The sequence below is a fragment of the Faecalibacterium sp. AM43-5AT genome (genome assembly GCF_003603345.1).
GTDB classification, from domain to species: domain Bacteria; phylum Bacillota; class Clostridia; order Oscillospirales; family Ruminococcaceae; genus Faecalibacterium; species Faecalibacterium taiwanense.
The window spans coordinates 191,959-210,878 of the sequence record NZ_QVGZ01000004.1 but is presented as its reverse complement, the minus strand read 5'-3'; the positions used below and the strand labels follow the sequence as shown (position 1 = coordinate 210,878).

At 58.8% G+C, this 18,920-nt stretch carries 19 protein-coding genes; 16 read left to right on the top strand and 3 right to left on the bottom strand.

The annotated features are described in order from the left end of the window. The first annotated feature begins 54 nt into the window (after positions 1-54). The 11 genes from DW937_RS07575 (at position 55) to atpC (ending at position 9,136) form a co-directional block, all read left to right on the top strand. A complete protein-coding gene (locus tag DW937_RS07575; RefSeq protein ID WP_120120562.1) occupies positions 55-1,473 on the top strand; it encodes a glycogen/starch synthase in 1,419 nt (472 codons plus the stop codon). Between the two features lie 457 nt (positions 1,474-1,930). Beyond that, on the top strand, positions 1,931-2,191 hold the full coding sequence (locus DW937_RS07570) for an AtpZ/AtpI family protein (RefSeq protein WP_044953278.1): 261 nt from the start codon (positions 1,931-1,933) through the stop codon (positions 2,189-2,191). Between the two features lie 22 nt (positions 2,192-2,213). After that, positions 2,214-2,714 carry an ATP synthase subunit I gene (locus tag DW937_RS07565; RefSeq protein WP_005938105.1) on the top strand — a complete coding sequence of 167 codons (501 nt, stop codon included), beginning with the start codon at positions 2,214-2,216 and terminating at the stop codon, positions 2,712-2,714. 3 nt (positions 2,715-2,717) lie between these two features. Next, complete coding sequence (locus tag DW937_RS07560; RefSeq protein ID WP_120120561.1) at positions 2,718-3,461, top strand: F0F1 ATP synthase subunit A; 744 nt, start codon at positions 2,718-2,720, stop codon at positions 3,459-3,461. A gap of 53 nt (positions 3,462-3,514) precedes the next feature. Next, on the top strand, positions 3,515-3,796 hold the full coding sequence (gene atpE / locus DW937_RS07555; protein WP_005930278.1) for an ATP synthase F0 subunit C: 282 nt from the start codon (positions 3,515-3,517) through the stop codon (positions 3,794-3,796). 36 nt (positions 3,797-3,832) lie between these two features. Next, on the top strand, positions 3,833-4,339 hold the full coding sequence (gene atpF / locus DW937_RS07550) for a F0F1 ATP synthase subunit B (RefSeq protein ID WP_005938099.1): 507 nt from the start codon (positions 3,833-3,835) through the stop codon (positions 4,337-4,339). Beyond that, entirely contained in the window at positions 4,336-4,875 is a 540-nt protein-coding gene (atpH, locus tag DW937_RS07545) for an ATP synthase F1 subunit delta (protein WP_120120560.1), read from the top strand. Before atpF ends, atpH begins: the two co-directional genes overlap by 4 nt. A gap of 51 nt (positions 4,876-4,926) precedes the next feature. Beyond that, entirely contained in the window at positions 4,927-6,447 is a 1,521-nt protein-coding gene (gene atpA, locus DW937_RS07540; protein WP_097774385.1) for a F0F1 ATP synthase subunit alpha, read from the top strand. A 17-nt stretch (positions 6,448-6,464) separates the two neighbouring features. Next, positions 6,465-7,313, top strand: a complete 849-nt coding sequence (atpG, locus tag DW937_RS07535) for an ATP synthase F1 subunit gamma (protein WP_005938091.1) — start codon at positions 6,465-6,467, stop codon at positions 7,311-7,313. A gap of 26 nt (positions 7,314-7,339) precedes the next feature. Continuing rightward, the gene (gene atpD, locus DW937_RS07530; protein ID WP_005938088.1) at positions 7,340-8,734 is read left to right on the top strand and encodes a F0F1 ATP synthase subunit beta; all 1,395 of its coding nucleotides are present in this window, start codon (positions 7,340-7,342) and stop codon (positions 8,732-8,734) included. A gap of 3 nt (positions 8,735-8,737) precedes the next feature. Beyond that, complete coding sequence (gene atpC, locus DW937_RS07525) at positions 8,738-9,136, top strand: ATP synthase F1 subunit epsilon (RefSeq protein WP_120020852.1); 399 nt, start codon at positions 8,738-8,740, stop codon at positions 9,134-9,136. Positions 9,137-9,207: 71 nt separating this feature from the next. On the opposite strand, the gene udk is transcribed toward atpC, so the two are convergent. Beyond that, the gene (gene udk, locus DW937_RS07520; RefSeq protein WP_120120559.1) at positions 9,208-9,837 is read right to left on the bottom strand and encodes a uridine kinase; all 630 of its coding nucleotides are present in this window, start codon (positions 9,835-9,837) and stop codon (positions 9,208-9,210) included. A gap of 184 nt (positions 9,838-10,021) precedes the next feature. Between udk and DW937_RS07515 the strand changes: the two genes are divergently transcribed. Beyond that, positions 10,022-11,641 (top strand): phospholipase D-like domain-containing protein, encoded by a 1,620-nt coding sequence (locus DW937_RS07515; protein WP_120120558.1) that lies wholly within the window; start codon positions 10,022-10,024, stop codon positions 11,639-11,641. 113 nt (positions 11,642-11,754) lie between these two features. Here DW937_RS07515 and DW937_RS07510 read toward each other — a convergent pair whose 3' ends face one another. Together DW937_RS07510 and DW937_RS07505 are read right to left on the bottom strand one after the other, a co-directional pair. Further along, positions 11,755-12,042 (bottom strand): zinc-ribbon domain containing protein, encoded by a 288-nt coding sequence (locus DW937_RS07510; protein ID WP_005921120.1) that lies wholly within the window; start codon positions 12,040-12,042, stop codon positions 11,755-11,757. Between the two features lie 308 nt (positions 12,043-12,350). After that, complete coding sequence (locus DW937_RS07505; RefSeq protein ID WP_097777135.1) at positions 12,351-13,547, bottom strand: acetate kinase; 1,197 nt, start codon at positions 13,545-13,547, stop codon at positions 12,351-12,353. Positions 13,548-13,802: 255 nt separating this feature from the next. Here DW937_RS07505 and DW937_RS07500 point away from each other — a divergent pair, with 255 nt between their 5' ends. The 4 genes from DW937_RS07500 to DW937_RS07485 all read left to right on the top strand — a co-directional run bounded on the left by DW937_RS07500 (position 13,803) and on the right by DW937_RS07485 (position 18,877). Then, a complete protein-coding gene (locus DW937_RS07500; protein ID WP_120120557.1) occupies positions 13,803-15,008 on the top strand; it encodes a nucleotidyltransferase family protein in 1,206 nt (401 codons plus the stop codon). A gap of 137 nt (positions 15,009-15,145) precedes the next feature. Next, complete coding sequence (locus tag DW937_RS07495; RefSeq protein WP_118526569.1) at positions 15,146-16,462, top strand: NAD(P)-dependent oxidoreductase; 1,317 nt, start codon at positions 15,146-15,148, stop codon at positions 16,460-16,462. 153 nt (positions 16,463-16,615) lie between these two features. Continuing rightward, positions 16,616-18,163, top strand: coding sequence for a DUF1538 domain-containing protein (locus DW937_RS07490; RefSeq protein ID WP_118526571.1), 1,548 nt, complete (start codon positions 16,616-16,618; stop codon positions 18,161-18,163). 12 nt (positions 18,164-18,175) lie between these two features. Continuing rightward, positions 18,176-18,877, top strand: a complete 702-nt coding sequence (locus DW937_RS07485; protein WP_120120556.1) for a P-II family nitrogen regulator — start codon at positions 18,176-18,178, stop codon at positions 18,875-18,877. Positions 18,878-18,920: the final 43 nt, after the last annotated feature.

The following is an 18,920-nucleotide window of genomic DNA, read 5'->3' as shown; positions in this document are numbered from 1 at the left end:
GCAAGGGCGGTGGGGGAGAACGAAAATATCCCACTATATGGAAGGAGCGATCCTATGAGAATCCTGTATGCTGCTTCGGAAGCTGCCCCTTTTGCAAAGTCCGGCGGTCTGGCCGACGTTGCGGGTGCCCTGCCCAAGGCTCTGGTCAAGGACGGCGTGGATGCCCGCGTCATTATGCCCCTGTACGGCGATTTGAAGTTCCGTGATACGCTGGAGTACGTGACCAATTATTCCGTCCCCGTGGGCTGGCGCAGCCAGTACTGCGGCCTGTTCAAGACCGAGCGGAACGGCGTGACCTACTACTTCCTGGACAACGAGTATTACTTCAAGCGCCGCGGCCTGTACGGCTTCTACGATGACGGCGAGCGTTTCGCCTTCTTCTCCCGCGCCGTTTTAGAGACCCTGTTCTACATCGATTTCACCCCCGATATCATCAACTGCAACGACTGGCAGACCGCTCTGGTGCCGGTGTACCTGAACCTGTACTATCGCCATCTGGATAAGTTCAACCGCATCAAGACCATCTTCACCATCCATAATATTGCTTATCAGGGCAAGTACGGCACCGACATTCTGGAGGACACCTGCGGCATCGGCCGCCGCGACCAGCACATCGTAGAGTACGACGGCTGCGCAAACTTCATGAAGGGTGCTTTCGAGACTGCCGATAAGATCACCACTGTCAGCCCCACCTATGCCATGGAGATCCTTGACCCGTGGTTCAGCTATGGTCTGGACGCTCTGCTGCGCGAGAAGCAGTACAAGCTGTGCGGCATCCTGAACGGCATCGATGTGGATTCCAACGATCCCGCTACGGATAAGAACATCCCCTTCAACTACGACATCACCAACTTTGAAGAGGGCAAGGCAAAGTGCAAGGAAGCCCTGCAGGATAAGTTCGGCCTGAACAAGGATGGCAGCCCCGTCTTTGCCATGGTCAGCCGCATGGTCGGCATGAAGGGCTTTGATCTGGTGCAGAGCATCGCCGATGGTCTGGTGGATCGCGGCATCGAGCTGGTCGTTCTGGGCAGCGGCGAGAGCCAGTACGAGAACTTCTTCTCCGACCTGTGCGCACGCCATCCGGGCCGCGTTGGCACCTACATCGGCTTCGAGCCGGCCCTGTCGCAGGAAATCTACGCAGGCGCAGATGCCTTCATCATGCCTTCCAAGAGCGAGCCCTGCGGTCTGGCACAGATGGTGGCCTGCCGCTACGGCACGCCTCCCATCGTCCGCGAGACCGGCGGTCTGCGCGACTCCATCCACGACAGCACCATGGGCGAGGGCAACGGCTTTACCTTTGCGGGCTACAATGCCCACGAGCTGTATGTGGCCTGCTGCAACGCACAGAATGCTTACTATGACAAGGAGAACTGGAAGAACCTCGTGCACCACTGCATGGAGTGCGATTTCAGCTGGGATGTCTCCGCCAAGAGCTACGAGGGCCTGTACAACGAGACGGCAAACCTCTGGTAATGTCCTGAAAACTGCATAACAGCTGCCGCCCGGTTCCCAAAGAGCCGGGCGGCTTTTTTGTGTGACCCTCTCAGCTTCGCTTCGCTCAGCAGCTCCCCCGAAAGGGGGAGCTTTATTTGTGCTGCCCGAAAGATGCATAAAAGCTCGCCCTTCGGGAGAGCTGGCGCGTCAGCGCCTGAGAGGGTTCGCCCGTTTTTTTGCATTCTGCACAACAGAACCATCAAACTTTTGGTATTGATGCGCCCGCAGACGCACAAACTCCATACAGGGCGTACAGTTACGGCATTAGTGTGAACAAACTATGAAATTTTACTAGAAAACAGTGGAAAATTGATTGAAAAAACGATCGGTTTGAATTATACTAGCGTTATAAGATTTTTCACTGACTGCAAATCCTTGGCAAAGAATCCAGAATCTGGCTTTTGCAAAGGCACATCACACAGGGAGGAAACGCAGGTTGAAGGGCTGGTATAAGGCACTGGAGGATCTTGTCTGGCTGACCCAGCTGGGCCTGAATATGCTGCTGCCGCTGGTCATGTGTCTGGGCGGTGCATGGTGGGCGGTGAACAACTGGAGCTGGCCGGAATGGGTGTTCCTGCCGGCCATCCTGTTGGGGCTTGCTGCCGGGGCACAGAACTTCTGGTATTTTGCAAAGGAACACATGGACCGCACCAAAAAGGAAAAACCAAAGCGGGTGGGGTTCAACTCGCATCAGTAAACTTAACAGGAGGTTTCCCTTTATGAAACTGCAGCCGGAATCCAAAAAGGAGCTGACCCGCATCGCCTGCGGCACGGCCATCTGTACCGCCGTCATGTGGGTGATCTTTGCAGCTCTGCACCTGGTTGGCTGGGTGAAATTTGACTATACCGTTGTTCTGGGCAGTCTCATCGGCGCGGCCGTGGCCATCGGCAACTTTGCGGGCATCTGCCTCGTATGCCAGAAGGTCATCGACGAGCAGGATGAGAAACGGCGCAAAGCGACATTGCAGGCTTCCTACAATGTCCGGATGCTTTTGCAGGCGGTGTGGATCATCGTTGCCATCGGGGCACCGGTGTTCCAGCCGTTTGCCGGTGTTCTGCCACTGCTTTTCCCGCGTGTTACAATTTACTATCTGCAAATAACCGGCAAGTACAAGCCTCTTGCACCGGCCGGGCCTTCGGTGGATGTCTCTGTGGAGGATGACCCCGAACCCGCACCGGAGCCGGAAGCTGAACCCCGTGACGAAGGGGGTGAAACGTAACAAATGGAACTGAACGGCGCAAAGATCCTGTATACCATCCATACCGACATTCCTGTTCTGGGCGATTTCAAGATCACCCAGACCCTGGTCAGTACCTGGATCGTCATGGCGCTGCTTTCGGGTTTTGCCATCTGGCTGGGCAGCAACCTCAAGCTGGAAAATGTCTCAAAGCGGCAGGCCGCCGCCGAGTTCATCGTAGAACGGCTGGACCAGTTCGTGCACGACAACATGGGCTATCACTTTGATCAGTATATCCCGCTCATCGGCGCGATCTTCGCTCTGAGCATCGGCTGCAACCTCATCAGTGTCATCGGCCTGTGGAGCCCCACAGCCGACCTGAACACCGAGGCGGCGTGGGCCATTGTGGTGTTCGTGCTGATCATGTACTACAAGATCAAGACCAACGGCATCCTTTCCTACCTGAAAGGTCTTTTGGACCCCATCTTCATCATGGCACCCATCAATGTGCTGTCGGAGGTTTCCACCCCCGTCAGTATGGCGTTCCGTCACTTTGGCAATATCTTGTCCGGTACGGTCATCTCCACACTGCTGTACTGGGCGCTGGCAAGCCTGAGCCACGTCATTTTCGGCTGGCTACCGGGTGCCTTGAGCCAGATCCAGCTGTTCCAGATCGGCATCCCGGCCTTTACGGGCCTGTATTTCGACTGGTTCGGCGGCTGTATTCAGGCGTTCATCTTCTGTACCCTGACCGCAATTTTCATCAAACGTGCTGCCGGTGAGGACTAAGCCCTCACAACGGCATCTCCCAAAACAAAAAACTTTTTTGGAGGACAAATCTTATGACTGACTTTCAGTACCTCGCTCGTGGTATCGCTCTGGCAGGCTGCGGCATCGGCGCAGGCTGTGCACTGATCGCAGGTATCGGCCCCGGTATCGGCGAAGGCAACGCAGCAGCTGCTGCCTGTGAAGCTGTGGGCCGTCAGCCCGAGTGCAAGAGCGACGTTACCAGCACCCTGATCCTGGGCGTTGCACTTTCCGAGACCACCGGTATTTACGGCTTCGTCACCGGCCTGCTGCTGATCTTCCTGGCACCCGGTATGTTCATGAAGTTCCTGGCATAAGCGGAACCTTTTACAAAATAACGAAAGGAGACGCTTATGGAACTGTACCAGGCGTTGATCACGCTGGACGGCTGGACCTTTCTGGCCCAGATCTGCAACCTGATGATCCAGCTGTTCATCTTCAAAAAGTTCCTGCTGAATCCGGTCAAAAACGTGATCGCAGAGCGCAAGGCGAAGGCAGACAGCCAGATCGCCGATGCCACCAAGCTGCGCACCGAAGCCGAAGCCATGAAGGCAGAGTACGAGCAGAACCTGCAGAATGCCCGCACCGAGGCCAACGAGATTGTTGCCAATGCGCAGAAGACGGCCACCGCCCGCGGCGAAGAGATCGTGGGCGAGGCCCGCGCGCAGGCTGCTGCCCTCAAGCAGAAGGCCGAAGCCGACATTGCGCAGGAGCGCAAGAAGGCCGTGAACGAGGTCAAGGACGAGATCGGCGGCATCGCCATGGAGATCGCCTCCAAGGTGGTGGAGCGTGAGATCAGCGAGAAGGACCACAAGGATCTGATCGACGAATTTATCAAAAATGTGGGTGAAGCATCATGACCGAGACTGCAAGGATGTACGGCGGAAGTCTGTACGATCTGGCGGCGGAGGAAGGGCTGGAGGCCCGCATTCTGGGTGAGCTGGACGAAGCCGTGGCGCTTTTTAAGGCAAACCCGGACTACCTGCATCTGCTCAGCACCCCCAGCATCCCGAAAAGAGAGCGCTGCGGCCTGCTGGATGAAGCACTGCGGGATCAGGTCCACCTCTATGTGCTGAACTTTTTGAAGATCCTGTGCGAGAAGGGCACCCTGCGGGAGCTGTCCGGCTGCGCACGGGCTTACCGTGTGCGCTACAATCAGGCACACGGCATTCTGGAAGCAACGGCGACCACTGCAGTGGCAATGACGGAACAGCAGGCAAAGAGCCTGCACGAAAAGCTGGAAAAGCTCACCGGCAAGACCATCGACCTGAAAACAAAGGTCGATTCGGCAGTGCTGGGCGGCATCCGGCTGGATATCGAAGGCACCGAGCTGGACGGCACGGTGCAGAACCGTCTGTCCGCCCTGCGCAGGGATATTGCTTCCGTGACACTGTGATCGAATTTCCACCCGAAAGATTTTTAAGAATTGAGTGGTGAACAAACAAAGATGCAACTGAAACCTGAAGAGATCTCCAAGATCATCCGTGCGCAGATCAAGCATTACGAAAATGCCATCGAGCAGAGCGAGACCGGCACGGTCATTATGGTGGGCGACGGAATCGCCCGCGCCAGTGGTCTGGAAAAGTGCATGGCAGGTGAGCTGCTTCAGTTTGATAACGGCGAATACGGCATGGCCCAGAATCTGGAGGAGAACACCGTCTCCATCGTTCTGCTGGGCTCCGACGTCGGCATCAAGGAAGGCAGCACTGTCAAGCGCACCGGCAAGGTGGTGTCCGTGCCGGTGGGCGAAGCCATGATCGGCCGCGTGGTCAACGCGCTGGGCCAGCCCATCGACGGCGCAGGCCCCATCGAGACCACCGAGTTCCGCGCCATTGAAAGCCGCGCTCCCGGCATCATCGACCGTCAGCCGGTCAAGGAGCCGCTGCAGACCGGCATCAAGGCCATCGACTCCATGATCCCCATCGGACGCGGCCAGCGCGAGCTGATCATCGGCGACCGCCAGACCGGCAAGACCACCATCGCCTCCGATACCATCATCAACCAGAAGGGCAAGGACGTCATCTGCATTTACGTTGCCATCGGCCAGAAGCGCTCTACCGTGGCAAACCTTGTGCAGAGCCTGACCGAAGCCGGTGCCATGGGCTACACCATCGTGGTGTCCGCAACGGCATCCGAGCTTTCGCCCCTGCAGTATATCGCACCCTACTCCGGCTGTGCCATGGGCGAATATTTCATGCATCAGGGCAAGCACGTCCTCATCATCTACGACGATCTGTCCAAGCACGCCGTGGCCTACCGTGCACTGTCGCTGCTGATCCGCCGTCCCCCGGGACGTGAGGCTTACCCCGGCGACGTGTTCTATCTGCACTCCCGTCTGCTGGAACGCGCGGCCAAGCTCTCCAATGAGCTGGGCGGCGGCAGCCTGACGGCTCTGCCCATCATCGAGACGCAGGCGGGCGATGTTTCCGCCTACATCCCCACGAATGTCATTTCCATCACCGATGGTCAGATCTTCCTGGAGACGGAGCTGTTCCACTCCGGTGTCATGCCGGCAGTCAACCCCGGCATCTCGGTTTCCCGCGTGGGCGGCAATGCCCAGATCAAGGCCATGAAGAAGGTCGCCGGCACCCTGAAGCTGATCTACTCCCAGTACCGCGAGCTGCAGAGCTTTGCACAGTTCGGTTCCGATCTGGATGCCGACACCAAGGCCCGCCTTGCACAAGGTGAGCGCATCGTGGAAGTGCTCAAGCAGAACCGCTCCGCTCCCGTGCCTGTGGAAAAGCAGGTGGCCATCCTGTATGCGACCATTCACGATCACCTTGTGAAGGTCAAGGTGCCGGACGTGGCCGAGTATGAGAAGGGCCTGTACGAATATCTGGACAACAATGCTGCGGGTGCCGCCGTCATGGAGACCATCCGCACCACCGGCAATCTGGATAAGGACACTGAGGAGCAGCTTAAGAGCGTGCTCACAGCCTATACCGACAGCTTCGTCAAGGCGCACTAAGGAAGGAGGCGTAACGCATGGCTGGTTCCATGAAGGACATCAAGCTGCGCATCAAAAGCGTAGAGAGCACCATGCAGATCACCAAGGCAATGGAACTGGTGGCTTCCTCCAAAATGCGCCGCGCCAAGGAACGGGTGGAGCACAGCCGCCCCTACTTTGAAACGCTGCATGAGACTTTGACCAAGATCGCCGCGGCCGACCCCCGCGCCCGCAACCCCTACCTGCGCCGTGACGAAGTGAAGCGCACCCTGCTCATCGTGATCGCAGGCGACCGCGGCCTTGCCGGTGGATACAATTCCAACGTGCTCAAGCAGGCCGGGGCCGAAGAAGGCGAAGTGCTGGTGCTGCCCATCGGCAAGCGCTCGGCAGAGTATTTCGTCCACCACGAGGTGCCCCTGTTCACGCAGGAGGTGCTGCTGGCGGCAGATGTCTCGGTGGGCGAGTGCTTCCAGCTGTCCCGCCAGATCACGGAAGGATATCTCAAGGGCGAGTACGATGCGGTAAAGATCTGCTACACCCGGTTCGATTCCATGATGACCCAGACTGCAGCCACCATGGAGGTGCTGCCGCTGTCCATCGAACCTACCGAGCAGCAGAAGGCGGATGCCCGCCGCAGCCAGATCCTGTACAAGCCCAGCAGCGAGGAAGTATTCAGCGCGATCATCCCGGAGTATGTGGCAGGCATCGTCTACGGTGCCGTGTGCGAGAGCGTAGCCAGTGAGTTGGCAGCCCGCCGCACTGCCATGGATGCCGCCACCAAGAACGCCGGTGAGATGATCGACCATTTGAACCTGTATTATAACCGTGCCCGTCAGGCTGCCATCACGCAGGAGATCACCGAGATCGTGGCCGGCGCGGAGATTTAAAACCTATCAAAAAGGAGTTGTAGCCTATGTCCGAAAAACATATCGGCAAGGTGCTCCAGGTCATCGGCCCGGTGCTGGACATCCAGTTTGAGGATGGCCAGCTGCCGGAGCTGCTCAACGCCATCGAGATCGACAACCACGGCGAAAAGCTGGTGGTCGAGGTGGCACAGCACACCGGCGATAACGTGGTGCGCTGCATTGCAATGAACAGCACCGATGGTCTGGTGCGCGGCACCGAAGCCGTGGATACCGGCGAACCCATCAAAGTGCCCGTGGGCGACCAGTGTCTGGGCCGCGTGTTCAACCTTCTGGGTGAGCCCGTGGATAACAAGCCCGCCCCGGCCCCGGAGGCCTACTGGCCCATTCACCGCCCTGCTCCCAGCTACGAGGAGCAGCAGTCCACCACCGAGATCCTCGAGACCGGCATCAAGGTCGTGGACCTGATCTGCCCCTACGCAAAGGGCGGCAAGATCGGTCTGTTCGGCGGTGCAGGCGTCGGCAAGACGGTCCTGATCCAGGAGCTGATCTATAACATCGCCACCGAGCACAACGGCTACTCGGTGTTCACCGGCGTTGGCGAGCGCACCCGTGAGGGCAACGACCTGTACGGCGAAATGACCGAGAGCGGCGTTATCAACAAGACTGCGCTGGTCTATGGCCAGATGAACGAACCCCCGGGAGCCCGTATGCGCGTGGCACTGTCCGGCCTGACCATGGCGGAGTATTTCCGCGATGTGAAGAATCAGGATGTGCTGCTCTTCATCGATAACATCTTCCGCTTCACGCAGGCAGGCTCTGAGGTGTCCGCACTGCTGGGCCGTATGCCCTCTGCCGTCGGCTACCAGCCCACGCTGGCTACCGAGATGGGTGCTCTGCAGGAGCGCATCACCTCCACCCGCAAGGGTTCCATCACCTCGGTGCAGGCCGTCTACGTGCCCGCCGATGACCTGACCGACCCGGCCCCTGCCACCACCTTTACCCATCTGGATGCCACCACGGTCCTGAGCCGTGATATCGCTTCGCAGGGCATCTACCCCGCTGTGGATCCGCTGGATTCCACCAGCCGCATCCTCAGCCCGGAGGTCGTGGGTCAGGAGCACTACGAGATCGCCCGCGCCGTCCAGAAGGTGCTGCAGCGCTACAAGGAGCTGCAGGACATCATTGCCATCATGGGCATGGACGAGCTGAGCGAGGAAGACAAGCGCACGGTCAGCCGCGCCCGCAAGGTGCAGCGCTTCCTGAGCCAGAGCTTCCACGTGGCAGAGCAGTTCACCGGTATGCCCGGCCAGTATGTGCCGCTCAAGGAGACCCTGCGCGGTTTCAAGATGATCCTGAACGGCGAGTGCGACGAGCTGCCCGAGAGCGCATTCCTGTTCGCGGGCACCATCGATGACGTGTTCGCAAAAGCGAAGAAAGGGTAAACCATGACGACCTTTCATCTGACGGTGGTCACGCCGGACGGCTGCGCCTTTGACGGGCAGGCCGAGCGCATCGTCTGCCGCGCCATTGACGGCGATCTGGCCATCCTTGCCAAACACGGGGATTACTGCACCGCGCTGGGCATGGGCGAAGCCCATATCGTGGATGCCGAGGGCCAGCGCCGCCGCGCCGCCTGCATGGGCGGGCTGCTGAGCGTGCTGGATGGCGAAGTGCGTCTGGTCGCCACCACATGGGAGTGGGCCGAGGAGATCGATCAGGCCCGCGCCGAGGCTTCCAAGAAGCGCGCGGAGGAGATCCTTGCGCAGAAGAACCTCGACCAGAAGGACTACGAGCTGGCTCAGGCGCGTCTCAAGCGCGCACTGGTGCGTACCTCTATCCACTGAGATAAGAAAAAAGGAGCCATTGCACAACCTGTGCAGTGGCTCCTTTTGCGTGCAAAAAATGAAGTGGAAATTTACACCATGTTTGCCTTTTCGATCAGGCTGCGGATGTGGTGCGCCAGCATTTCAATGGCGGTGGTGTTCTCGCCGCCGTTGGGCACGATGATATCCGCATTGCGCTTGCTGGGCTCCACAAAGGCCTCGTGCATAGGCTTGACGGTGGTCAGGTACTGCTCGATCACGCTGTCCAGACTGCGGCCGCGCTCCTTCACGTCGCGTACCAGACGGCGCAGGATGCGCTCGTCGGCATCGGTATCCACAAAGATCTTGTAGTCGAACAGGGCGCACAGCTCCGGCTCCACAAAGGGCAGGATGCCTTCCACGATCAGAACCGGTGCGGGCTCGATGTGCTGTACCTTGTCGCTGCGGTTGTGGTTGGAGTAGTCGTACACCGGGCAGTCGATGGCGCGGCCTGCCTTCAGCTCCTGCAGATGGTAGATCAGCAAAGCGTTGTCAAAAGCGTCCGGGTGGTCGTAGTTCAGCTTGCAGCGCTCCTCAAAGGGCAGCTCGTCGTGGCGCTTGTAATAGCTGTCGTGGGAGATCAGGCGTACTTCATCCTCGCCAAAACGCTCCTTCAGCCGCAGAGCAAGGGTGGTCTTGCCGCTGCCGGAGTCGCCTGCAATGCCAATGATCAGATTATTCATAGGGGTCCCTCCTGCATCATCCTGCCGTTTTGGGTGGAAAAAATGGCAGGAATGGATTATAATAGGTGCAAAGCTGCCTGTCCGGGACACAGCGCCGGGCGGGCTTGTTCCTGTACATCATAACACAAACCGGCACATTTTTACAGCCCCAGGGCTGCAAATGTGTGAGATAAGGGAAAATGCCATGCAGAAAAAACAATTTCAGCAAAATATGAAGGACAAGGTCCGGGTGTTTGAGGATGGCGGCATCCGCCTGCTCAAACGGGGACAGAAGGGCGTGGTACACGCTATTTTCAGCCGTTTTGGCCTAGTGCTGGTTCTGCTGCTTTTACAGGCGTTCGCGCTGTTCAGCCTGCTGCAGTGGTTCGGCGGGCTGCTGCCGCATTATTTTGGCGGCACCCTGCTGGTAACAGCGGCAATGATGGTCTATCTGCTCAATCAGGACATGGACAACAACGTGCGCATTACATGGCTGGTGGTCACAGCGCTGATGCCGGTGCTGGGCGTGCCGCTGTTCTGGTACACCAAAAGTGATGTGGGCCACAATGCCCTGAAGCGCCGCCTGCTGGATCTGGAGGGCCAGACCCGCGCCCAGCTGCCGCAGAATGAGCAGACCGTGGAGCTTTTGCAGGAGCAGGCACCCGAAGCGATGCCGCTGGCACGGTATCTGCGGGGCAAGGGAGGCGGCTTTCCGGTCTATGCCGACACGGTGGCCACCTACTTCAACGGCGGCGAAGCTATGTTCGATGAAATGCTGCGCCAGCTGGAAACGGCAAAAAAATACATCTTTCTGGAATATTTCATCGTGGATGAAGGCCTGATGTGGGGCCGCATTCTGGAAGTGCTGGCCCGCAAGGCGGCGCAGGGGGTGGATGTGCGGGTGATGTATGACGGCACCTGCGAGTTCTCCACCCTGCCGCGGGATTACCCCAGCCGGCTGGAAGCGCTGGGCATCCAGTGCAAGGTGTTCTCGCCGGTCACGCCCTTCGTTTCCACTCACTACAACTACCGCGACCACCGCAAAATTCTGGTCATTGATGGCCAGGTGGGCTTTACCGGCGGCGTGAATCTGGCAGATGAGTACATCAACCACATAGAAAAGTATGGCCGCTGGAAGGACTCGGCCCTGATGCTGGAAGGCGAAGGTGTGCGCTCCATGACGGCGCTGTTCCTGCAGATGTGGTGCATCCTGCGTCAGCCGGAGTTTGAGCAGTTCCTGTCCGATCCCATCCCGGCGGCAGCAAACGCCAAGGGCTTTGTGGTGCCCTACGGAGACTGCCCGCTGGACGGTGAGCGGGTGGGCGAAATGGTGTACATGGATATGCTCAACCGCGCCCGGAAGTATGTGCACATCATCACGCCGTATCTGATTTTAGACGGCGAGCTGGAAACAGCCCTGCGATTTGCGGCAGAGCGCGGTGTGGATGTGCACCTGATCCTGCCCGGCAAGCCGGATAAGTGGTTCGTTTATGCACTGGCCAAGACCCACTACAAGGCGCTGATTTCTTCGGGTGTGAAGATCAGCGAGTGGCAGCCCGGCTTTACCCATGCGAAGATCGTGATCGCCGACGGCGTGGAAGCTGTGGCGGGCACCATCAATCTGGACTACCGCAGCCTGTACCATCACTTTGAAAACGCGGTCTGGATGCGCGGCACCGACTGCATTGCCAACATGGAAGCGGATTTTCAGGATACGCTCACCCGGTGCCGCAGGGTGGAGCAGACGAAAGAAAGCATCTGGCAGGGCAAAAAGCTGCTGCATCTGGCGGGCATCCTGCTCAAGTTTATTGCGCCGCTGGTGTGAAAGACTCCTTCCGTCATGGCTGCGTAAGCAGACAGGAGAAGCTCTGAATACAAAAAGGCCCGCTGCCTTTCGACAGCGGGCCTTTTGTTACCGATTTAAATAAAAATCAGCGCTTAGTTCTGCTTCATGCGAGCGAAGCAGTCAGAGCAGTAGACCGGACGGTCCTCACGGGGCTGGAAGGGGACCTTGCAAGCCTTGCCGCAAGCTGCGCAGACAGCATCGAACATCTGACGCTCACCGCTGTTGCTGCGTGCGCCGCCGTTCTTGCGGGCGTCACGGCAGGGCTTGCAGCGCTGGGGCTGATTCTCGAAGCCGCGAGATGCGTAGAACTCCTGCTCACCAGCAGTCCAAACAAATTCCTTACCGCAGTCCTTGCAGACCAGAGTCTTGTCTTCAAACATAGTAGTATCTCCTCTTTAGTTAGTTCTTGCCCACGGAAGGATTGTAACCATACCTTTGGTTTTGGGACCATCGCGCTGATCAGTAAGCTTACCAGGGGCTTGAATGAATAGACGTCCTCCAATTGAGGACTTTTCTATTGTACCGTTCTTTTTGAAATTTGTCAACCAAAAAACAACCATTCGCCTTGTTATTTGTATAGATAGCACAATCCGACAGGGCTGATTTGGGTAAAATAACTGCCGGAAGATGAAAAAGGGGCTGCCGCACATTCCGTGCAGCAGCCCCTGCAAAGCCCTTTGGAAAACGGTTACTTCTCGACGACTTCCTTGGTGTCGCGGGCGATCATCAGCTCCTCGTCGGTAGCGATGACCAGAGTGCGCACCTTTGCGCCCCAGGCAGTGATCTCGCACACATCGCCCACGGGGTGCTTGTTCTTCTCGGTATCGATGCGGATGCCCAGCCAATCCATGTGGTGGCAGACCTTTGCACGGGCAATTGCGTCGTGCTCGCCGATGCCGCCGGTGAAGACGATAGCATCCACGCCGCCCATTGCAGCGATGTAAGCGCCAACGGTCTTCTTGATCTGGTAGTTCAGCATGTCGGAAGCCAGCTGTGCGCGCTTGTTGCCGGCAGCAGCTGCCTCTTCCACGTCACGCTTGTCGCTGGAAACACCGGAGATGCCCAGCAGGCCGGACTTCTTGTTCAGGATCTCGTCCAGCTCGTGGCCGGTGATGTTCAGGGTGTACTTCAGGTAGTTGACCACAGAGGGGTCCAGGTCGCCGCAACGGGTGCCCATCATCAGGCCGGCCAGCGGGGTCATGCCCATGGAGGTGTCCACGACCTTGCCCTGATCCACAGCGGCAATGGAGGAACCGTTGCCCAGATGGCAGGTGATCAGCTTCAGGCGCTCAATGGGCTCTTCCAGATACTCGGCAGCCTTGTGCGCAACGTACTTGTGGCTGGTGCCGTGGAAGCCGTAGCGGCGCACGCCGTACTTCTCGTAGTACTCATACGGAATGGCGTACATATAAGCCTTCGGAGGCATGGTGCTGTGGAAAGCGGTATCGAACACAGCCACCATGGGGATGTTGCCGAACACCTTGCGTGCGGCCTCGATGCCCAGAATGCCGGCGGGGTTGTGCAGGGGAGCCAGAGGGCTCAGCTCGCGGATGGTCTCGATGACCTCGTCGGTGATCAGGCAGCTCTCCTTGAACTTCTCGCCGCCGTGCACGACACGGTGACCGATGGCATCGATCTCGCTGACGTCGTTGATGCACTTGCCTTCGCCGGTGGTCATCTTCTTCACGACCTCGGCAAATGCCTCGGTGTGGGTGGGGAAGATGGCGGGCGTGGTGGCCTTGTGGCCGTTTGCCTCATGGGTAATCATGCTGCTTTCCATGCCAATGCGCTCGCACAGGCCCTTGCACAGCACCTTCTCGCCGTCCATATCGATCAGCTGATACTTCAGGGAAGAAGAGCCGCAGTTAATAACCAGAACTTTCATCTGTGTTGCCTCCTGTATGTTTTTGGTCTGCCCTCTTTTTAAACCTGAGGACAGAATTTTACAGATTCCTGTGTTTATTATATAATAGGGTGGGCGGCTTTTCAAGCCGCAACCCGGGCAAAGCGGTAAAGCTTGTGTACAAGGTTTTTGTACATCCTGCCCACAAATGCGCAAAACCACTGCAGTTTTCTGTATATACGATATAAATTTAACAATCTTTCCGAGGGCGCAGCAGCCCTGCAGAGGAGCTTATCTATGAAATTTGCCGGTATCATTGCAGAGTACGACCCCTTTCACAACGGCCATGCATGGCAGTTGGCGCAGGCAAAAGCGCTGGGAGCACAACATGTGGCGGTGGCCATGAGCTGCGGGCTGACCCAGCGCGGCGCACTGCCGCTGCTGCCGGAAGCGGTGCGGGTGCAGGCCGCCCTGCAGTGCGGGGCAGATCTGATATTTGCGCTGCCTGCGCCCTGTGCCTGTGCGGGGGCAGAGGCTTTTGCCCGGGCGGGGGTGCGCATCCTTGCCGCCGCCGGGTGCGATGCGCTGGTGTTCGGGGCAGAGACGCCGGACGCGGCTCTGCTGATGGAAGCTGCCCGGGTGCTGTGCAGCGCAGCCTACCGCACCGAGCTGAAACGCCAGCTTGCAGCCGGTGCCCGCAGCTTTGCGGCGGCGCGGCAAGCAGCGGTGGAAACGCTTTGCCCGGGCACGGCACTGGCCGCGCTGTTGGATAAGCCCAACAACAATCTGGCAGTGGAATACTGCAAGGCCATTCTGGAACAGGAGGCACCCATGACCCCGGTGCCGCTGCCCCGCGTGGGGGCGGGCCACGGGCAGGCTCTTGCCGAAAGCGGCCACGCACAGTTTGCCAGCGCCAGCGCACTGCGCGCCCTCTGGGCAGAGCAGGGCGCGGATGCGCTGACTTCTTATGTGCCGGAAAAAGCACTGGAGCTGTATAAAAAAGCGGAAATCGACGGAATGTATACGGATCATGCCGCTGCGGGCCGGTGTGAGCTGGCTCTGCTGCGGGCGGCCTGTGCCCGGCCGGAAGCTTTTGCCGCAGTGCGGGGCGTTTCCGAGGGATTGGACCACCGGTTGGAAAACGCCGTGCGCAGCTGCACCGGCCTGCCCCAGCTGCTGGACGCGCTGACCACTGTGCGTTACCCCCGGGCCCGGATGCGCCGCCTTGCCATGGATGCGGCACTGGGCTATACGGCGGAGACCGTGCCTGCCCTGCCGCCCTATCTGCATTTGCTGGGGGCAAGGCGGGAAGCACTTGTGCTGCTGAAGCATGCATCCCTGCCGCTGAGCCACTCGCTGGCAAAGCTGGAAAAAGAAAACGATGCCTGCGCCCGCATGGCGGCGGCACAGGCAGGAGCCAGCGATTTTGGCGCACTGTGCCGCCGGGTGCCCGGGCCGATGGGGGGAGTATATCGTCAAAAAATTATCTTTTTGACGAATTGACAAAAAATAATCGAAAAAAATTTATGCAGAAACACTTGTGCCCGGACGGTTTGTGGTGTATGATTAAAGCAATGCAATGTTGGATACAACAAATGAGAATGGAATCAGAAAACCGCACGCAATAAGGAGGAAACTTCATGGCACTTCACGTTCTGGACGAAGCCAACCGCTGTCTGGGCTGCAAAAAGCCGCTGTGCCAGCAGGGCTGCCCCATCCACACCAACATCCCGGAGGTCATTCGGCTGCTCAAGGCAAACCAGATGGACGAAGCTGGCAGGATGCTGTTTGAGAATAACCCGCTGACCACCGTTTGTGCGTTGGTGTGCAACCACGAGAACCAATGCGAGGGCCACTGCGTGCGCAACCGGATGCCCAGCCACGACCCGGTGCACTTCTCCATTATTGAGGACTACATTTCCACGACCTACGCCAACAAAATGACCGCCGGCCCTGCCCCCAAAAACGGCATGAAGGCGGCAGTCGTTGGCTCCGGCCCGGCGGGCCTGACCATTGCGGTGCTGCTGGCACGCTGGGGCTACGATGTGACCATCTTTGATGCCCGCGATAAAATTGGCGGCGTCATGCGCTACGGCATCCCCAACTATCGCCTGCCGGACAGCGTGCTGGACGATTTCCAGTACCGCCATCTGGAGCTGAAGGGCATCAAGGTGCGGCCCAACACCACCATCGGCAAGACCATCACCATCGATGATCTGTTCCGCGACGGCTACAAGAGCGTGTTCATCGGTGCCGGTCTGTGGAAGGCCAACGCCATGCATATCAAGGGCGAAACTTTGGGAAATGTAGCTTTTGGCATCGACTATCTGGCAAACTCCAAGGCGTTCCGTCTGGGCAGCGATATTGCCGTGATCGGCGTGGGCAACTCTGCCATGGACTGCGCCCGCACCGCCATCCGCAACGGTGCCCGCCACGTCACCTGCTATGCCCGCCGCGACGAGAGCTGCATCAGCGCCTCCGAGTACGAGGTGAGCTATGCAAAGCTGGAGGGCGTGGGCTTCCGCTTCTGCAAAGCACCGGTGGAGATCCGGGAGAACGGCCTGATCTGCCGCGATACCGTCAAGGGCGAAGATGGCAGGTTCACTCAGGTGGAGGGCAGTGAGATTTTCTACCCCCACACCGGCGTGATCGTGTCGGTCAGTCAGGGCTCGGAGAGCAACCTCGTCAAGACCACCACCGGCATCGAGACCAACCAGAAGGGTCTGCTCACCGTCAGCGAGGACGGCAGCACCACCCGCGAGGGCGTATTTGCCGGCGGCGATGCCGTGATGGGCGCACGCACCGTGGTGGAGGCGGTGGCTGTGGCCAAGAAGGTGGCCGAATCCATGGATGCCTACATGAAGAGCCTGCCTGCAGAAGAAGTGGCTGACCCCTATGCCAATATCCCGGTGTTCCAGACCCCCACTTCGGACGTGCTGGCAAAGCAGGAGATCTGACGAAATAAAGACAAACTTGGAAGAAACTGTAAAGCTTCTGCGTCTTTGCCGATCTTTGCCGCTCCGTTTGTTGACGGGGCGGCTTTTGCCTTGTATACTATTCATATACTTACTCCTGATTTGTACAAACTGGATATAAAACGGTGAAAGGCGGTGGACGCTATCCTGAAAGCATCCCTCCCGAAACTGCGGGAAAAATTATTGGAAGCGCTGCAGGCAGTGCTGCCCATTGCAGCCATCGTGCTGGTGCTCTGCTTTACCATTGCGCCGGTGTCGCCCAGCATCCTGCTGTGCTTTTTGCTGGGGGCCGCCATGATCGTGGTGGGCATCATGTTCTTCACACTGGGCGCGGAGATGAGCATGACCCCCATGGGCGAGCGCGTGGGTGCGGTGATCACCAAAAGCCGGAAGCTGCCGGTGATCTTGGGCATCGGCTTTCTGCTGGGCTTCCTCATCACCATTTCGGAGCCGGACCTGCAGGTGCTGGCCAATCAGGTGCCCTCCATCCCGAACCGCACCCTTATTTTATCGGTGGCGGCGGGCGTGGGCCTGTTTCTGGTGTTTGCCTTCCTGCGTATGCTCATTGGCATCTCGCTGCCAAAGCTGCTGGTGCTGTTCTACGGCATGATCTTCCTTCTGGCGGCGTTTGTGCCCAAGGAATTTCTTGCTGTGGCCTTTGACTCCGGCGGTGTGACCACCGGCCCCATGACGGTGCCCTTTATCATGGCGCTGGGCGTGGGTGTTTCGTCCATCCGCGGCGACCGCCACGCGGCGGACGACAGCTTTGGTCTGGTGGCCATGTGCTCCATCGGCCCCATTCTGGCAGTGCTCATTCTGGGCATCGTGTTCCGCGCCTCGGACAGCACCTATATCCCGCCGGTGCTGCCGGAGGTGAGCGACTCGGTGGAGCTGTGGCAGCTGTTCCATGTCAGCCTGCCTACGTATCTGGAAGAGATCGCTGTCTCGCTGCTGCCCATCATCGTGATGTTCGGCATTTTTCAATTTGCGGCTCTGCACATGGACCGCCGGTCGCTGGGCCGCATTGCGGTGGGTCTTGCGTATACCTACGTGGGCCTTGTGCTGTTCCTCACCGGCGCAAATGTGGGCTTTATGCCCGCCGGTAATTATCTGGGTCAGGTGCTGGCCGGGCAGAGCTTCCGCTGGATCATCATTCCCATTGGAATGCTCATCGGTTACTTCATCGTCAAGGCCGAGCCGGCCGTCTATGTGCTGAACAAGCAGGTGGAAGAGGTGACCGACGGTGCCATTTCGGCCAAGGCCATGGGCATGGCACTCTCGGCAGGTGTTTCCATCTCGGTGGGCCTTGCCATGGTGCGGGTGCTCACCGGTATTTCCATCCTGTGGTTCCTCGTGCCGGGCTATGTGTTTGCCATCGGCATCTCCTTTGTGGTGCCAAAGCTCTTCACCGCCATTGCATTTGACGCGGGCGGTGTGGCTTCCGGCCCCATGACGGCTACCTTCCTGCTGCCGCTGGCACAGGGCGCCTGCGTGGCCGTGGGCGGCAATATCGTCACCGACGCTTTCGGCGTGGTGGCCATGGTGGCCATGACGCCGCTCATCACGGTGCAGCTGATGGGCCTTGTGGCACAGCTGCGCACCCGCAAGGCCCGGCGGCTGCAGCCTGCGGCCGTGGGTGAGGCCTTTGCCGGACTGCCGGACGATGATATCATTGAACTGTAAGGAGGGTGCGGTATGAGTACATTGTTTTTGCTGGTCACCATCACCGACCGCCGCTCCACCGATGCCTTTCTGCAGCTGTATGAGAGCCACGGCGTGAATGTGTGCCTGCGCACTGTGGGCAGCGGCACCGCCGTGCGTGAAACGCTGGCCACGCTGGGTCTGGAAAAGACCGAGAAGGCGGTGCTGCTGGCGGTGGTGACAGAGGATACATGGAAGGCCGTCCGGACAGACCTGCGCCGCAAAATGCGCATCGACGTGCCGGGCACCGGCATTGCATTCACGGTGCCGCTGAGCAGCATCGGCGGCAGAAGGGCGCTGATGTTCCTCACCCAGCACCAGCCGCTGACATTGAAGGAGGAGAGCACCTTGAAGGATACCCGTTACGAACTGCTGCTGGTGATCGCCAATCAGGGCCACACCGGCACCATTATGGATGCAGCCCGCGCCGCAGGTGCCGGCGGTGGCACGGTGATCCACGCCAAGGGTACCGGCATGGAAGGCGCAGCCCAGTTCCTTGGCATGGAGCTGGTGAACGAAAAGGAGCTGGTGCTCATCGTGGCCCGCACGCCGGAAAAGAACCGCATCATGAAAGCCATCATGGACGGTGCCGGGCCAAAGGCGGGTGCGATCGTGTTCTCGCTGCCGGTGACGGATACCGCCGGTCTGCGTCTGCTGGAGGACGAGGAACCGGTGCAGGAGACCTCTGCGCAGTAAACAACAAAATGTAATTTATTCCGGGATTATTCCGCATTTATGG

Bases quoted from the DNA above. Each gene is read 5' to 3' on its own strand.
- DW937_RS07565 (WP_005938105.1), top strand. From the start codon at position 2,214: ATGAAACTGCAGCCGGAATCCAAAAAGGAGCTGACCCGCATCGCCTGC.
- DW937_RS07505 (WP_097777135.1), bottom strand. From the start codon at position 13,547: ATGAAAGTTCTGGTTATTAACTGCGGCTCTTCTTCCCTGAAGTATCAG.
- atpF (WP_005938099.1), top strand. From the start codon at position 3,833: ATGGAACTGTACCAGGCGTTGATCACGCTGGACGGCTGGACCTTTCTG.
- DW937_RS07485 (WP_120120556.1), top strand. From the start codon at position 18,176: ATGAGTACATTGTTTTTGCTGGTCACCATCACCGACCGCCGCTCCACC.
- DW937_RS07510 (WP_005921120.1), bottom strand. From the start codon at position 12,042: ATGTTTGAAGACAAGACTCTGGTCTGCAAGGACTGCGGTAAGGAATTT.
- udk (WP_120120559.1), bottom strand. From the start codon at position 9,837: ATGAATAATCTGATCATTGGCATTGCAGGCGACTCCGGCAGCGGCAAG.
- atpG (WP_005938091.1), top strand. From the start codon at position 6,465: ATGGCTGGTTCCATGAAGGACATCAAGCTGCGCATCAAAAGCGTAGAG.
- DW937_RS07500 (WP_120120557.1), top strand. From the start codon at position 13,803: ATGAAATTTGCCGGTATCATTGCAGAGTACGACCCCTTTCACAACGGC.
- DW937_RS07515 (WP_120120558.1), top strand. From the start codon at position 10,022: ATGCAGAAAAAACAATTTCAGCAAAATATGAAGGACAAGGTCCGGGTG.
- DW937_RS07495 (WP_118526569.1), top strand. From the start codon at position 15,146: ATGGCACTTCACGTTCTGGACGAAGCCAACCGCTGTCTGGGCTGCAAA.
- atpH (WP_120120560.1), top strand. From the start codon at position 4,336: ATGACCGAGACTGCAAGGATGTACGGCGGAAGTCTGTACGATCTGGCG.
- DW937_RS07560 (WP_120120561.1), top strand. From the start codon at position 2,718: ATGGAACTGAACGGCGCAAAGATCCTGTATACCATCCATACCGACATT.
- atpC (WP_120020852.1), top strand. From the start codon at position 8,738: ATGACGACCTTTCATCTGACGGTGGTCACGCCGGACGGCTGCGCCTTT.
- DW937_RS07575 (WP_120120562.1), top strand. From the start codon at position 55: ATGAGAATCCTGTATGCTGCTTCGGAAGCTGCCCCTTTTGCAAAGTCC.
- atpD (WP_005938088.1), top strand. From the start codon at position 7,340: ATGTCCGAAAAACATATCGGCAAGGTGCTCCAGGTCATCGGCCCGGTG.
- atpE (WP_005930278.1), top strand. From the start codon at position 3,515: ATGACTGACTTTCAGTACCTCGCTCGTGGTATCGCTCTGGCAGGCTGC.
- atpA (WP_097774385.1), top strand. From the start codon at position 4,927: ATGCAACTGAAACCTGAAGAGATCTCCAAGATCATCCGTGCGCAGATC.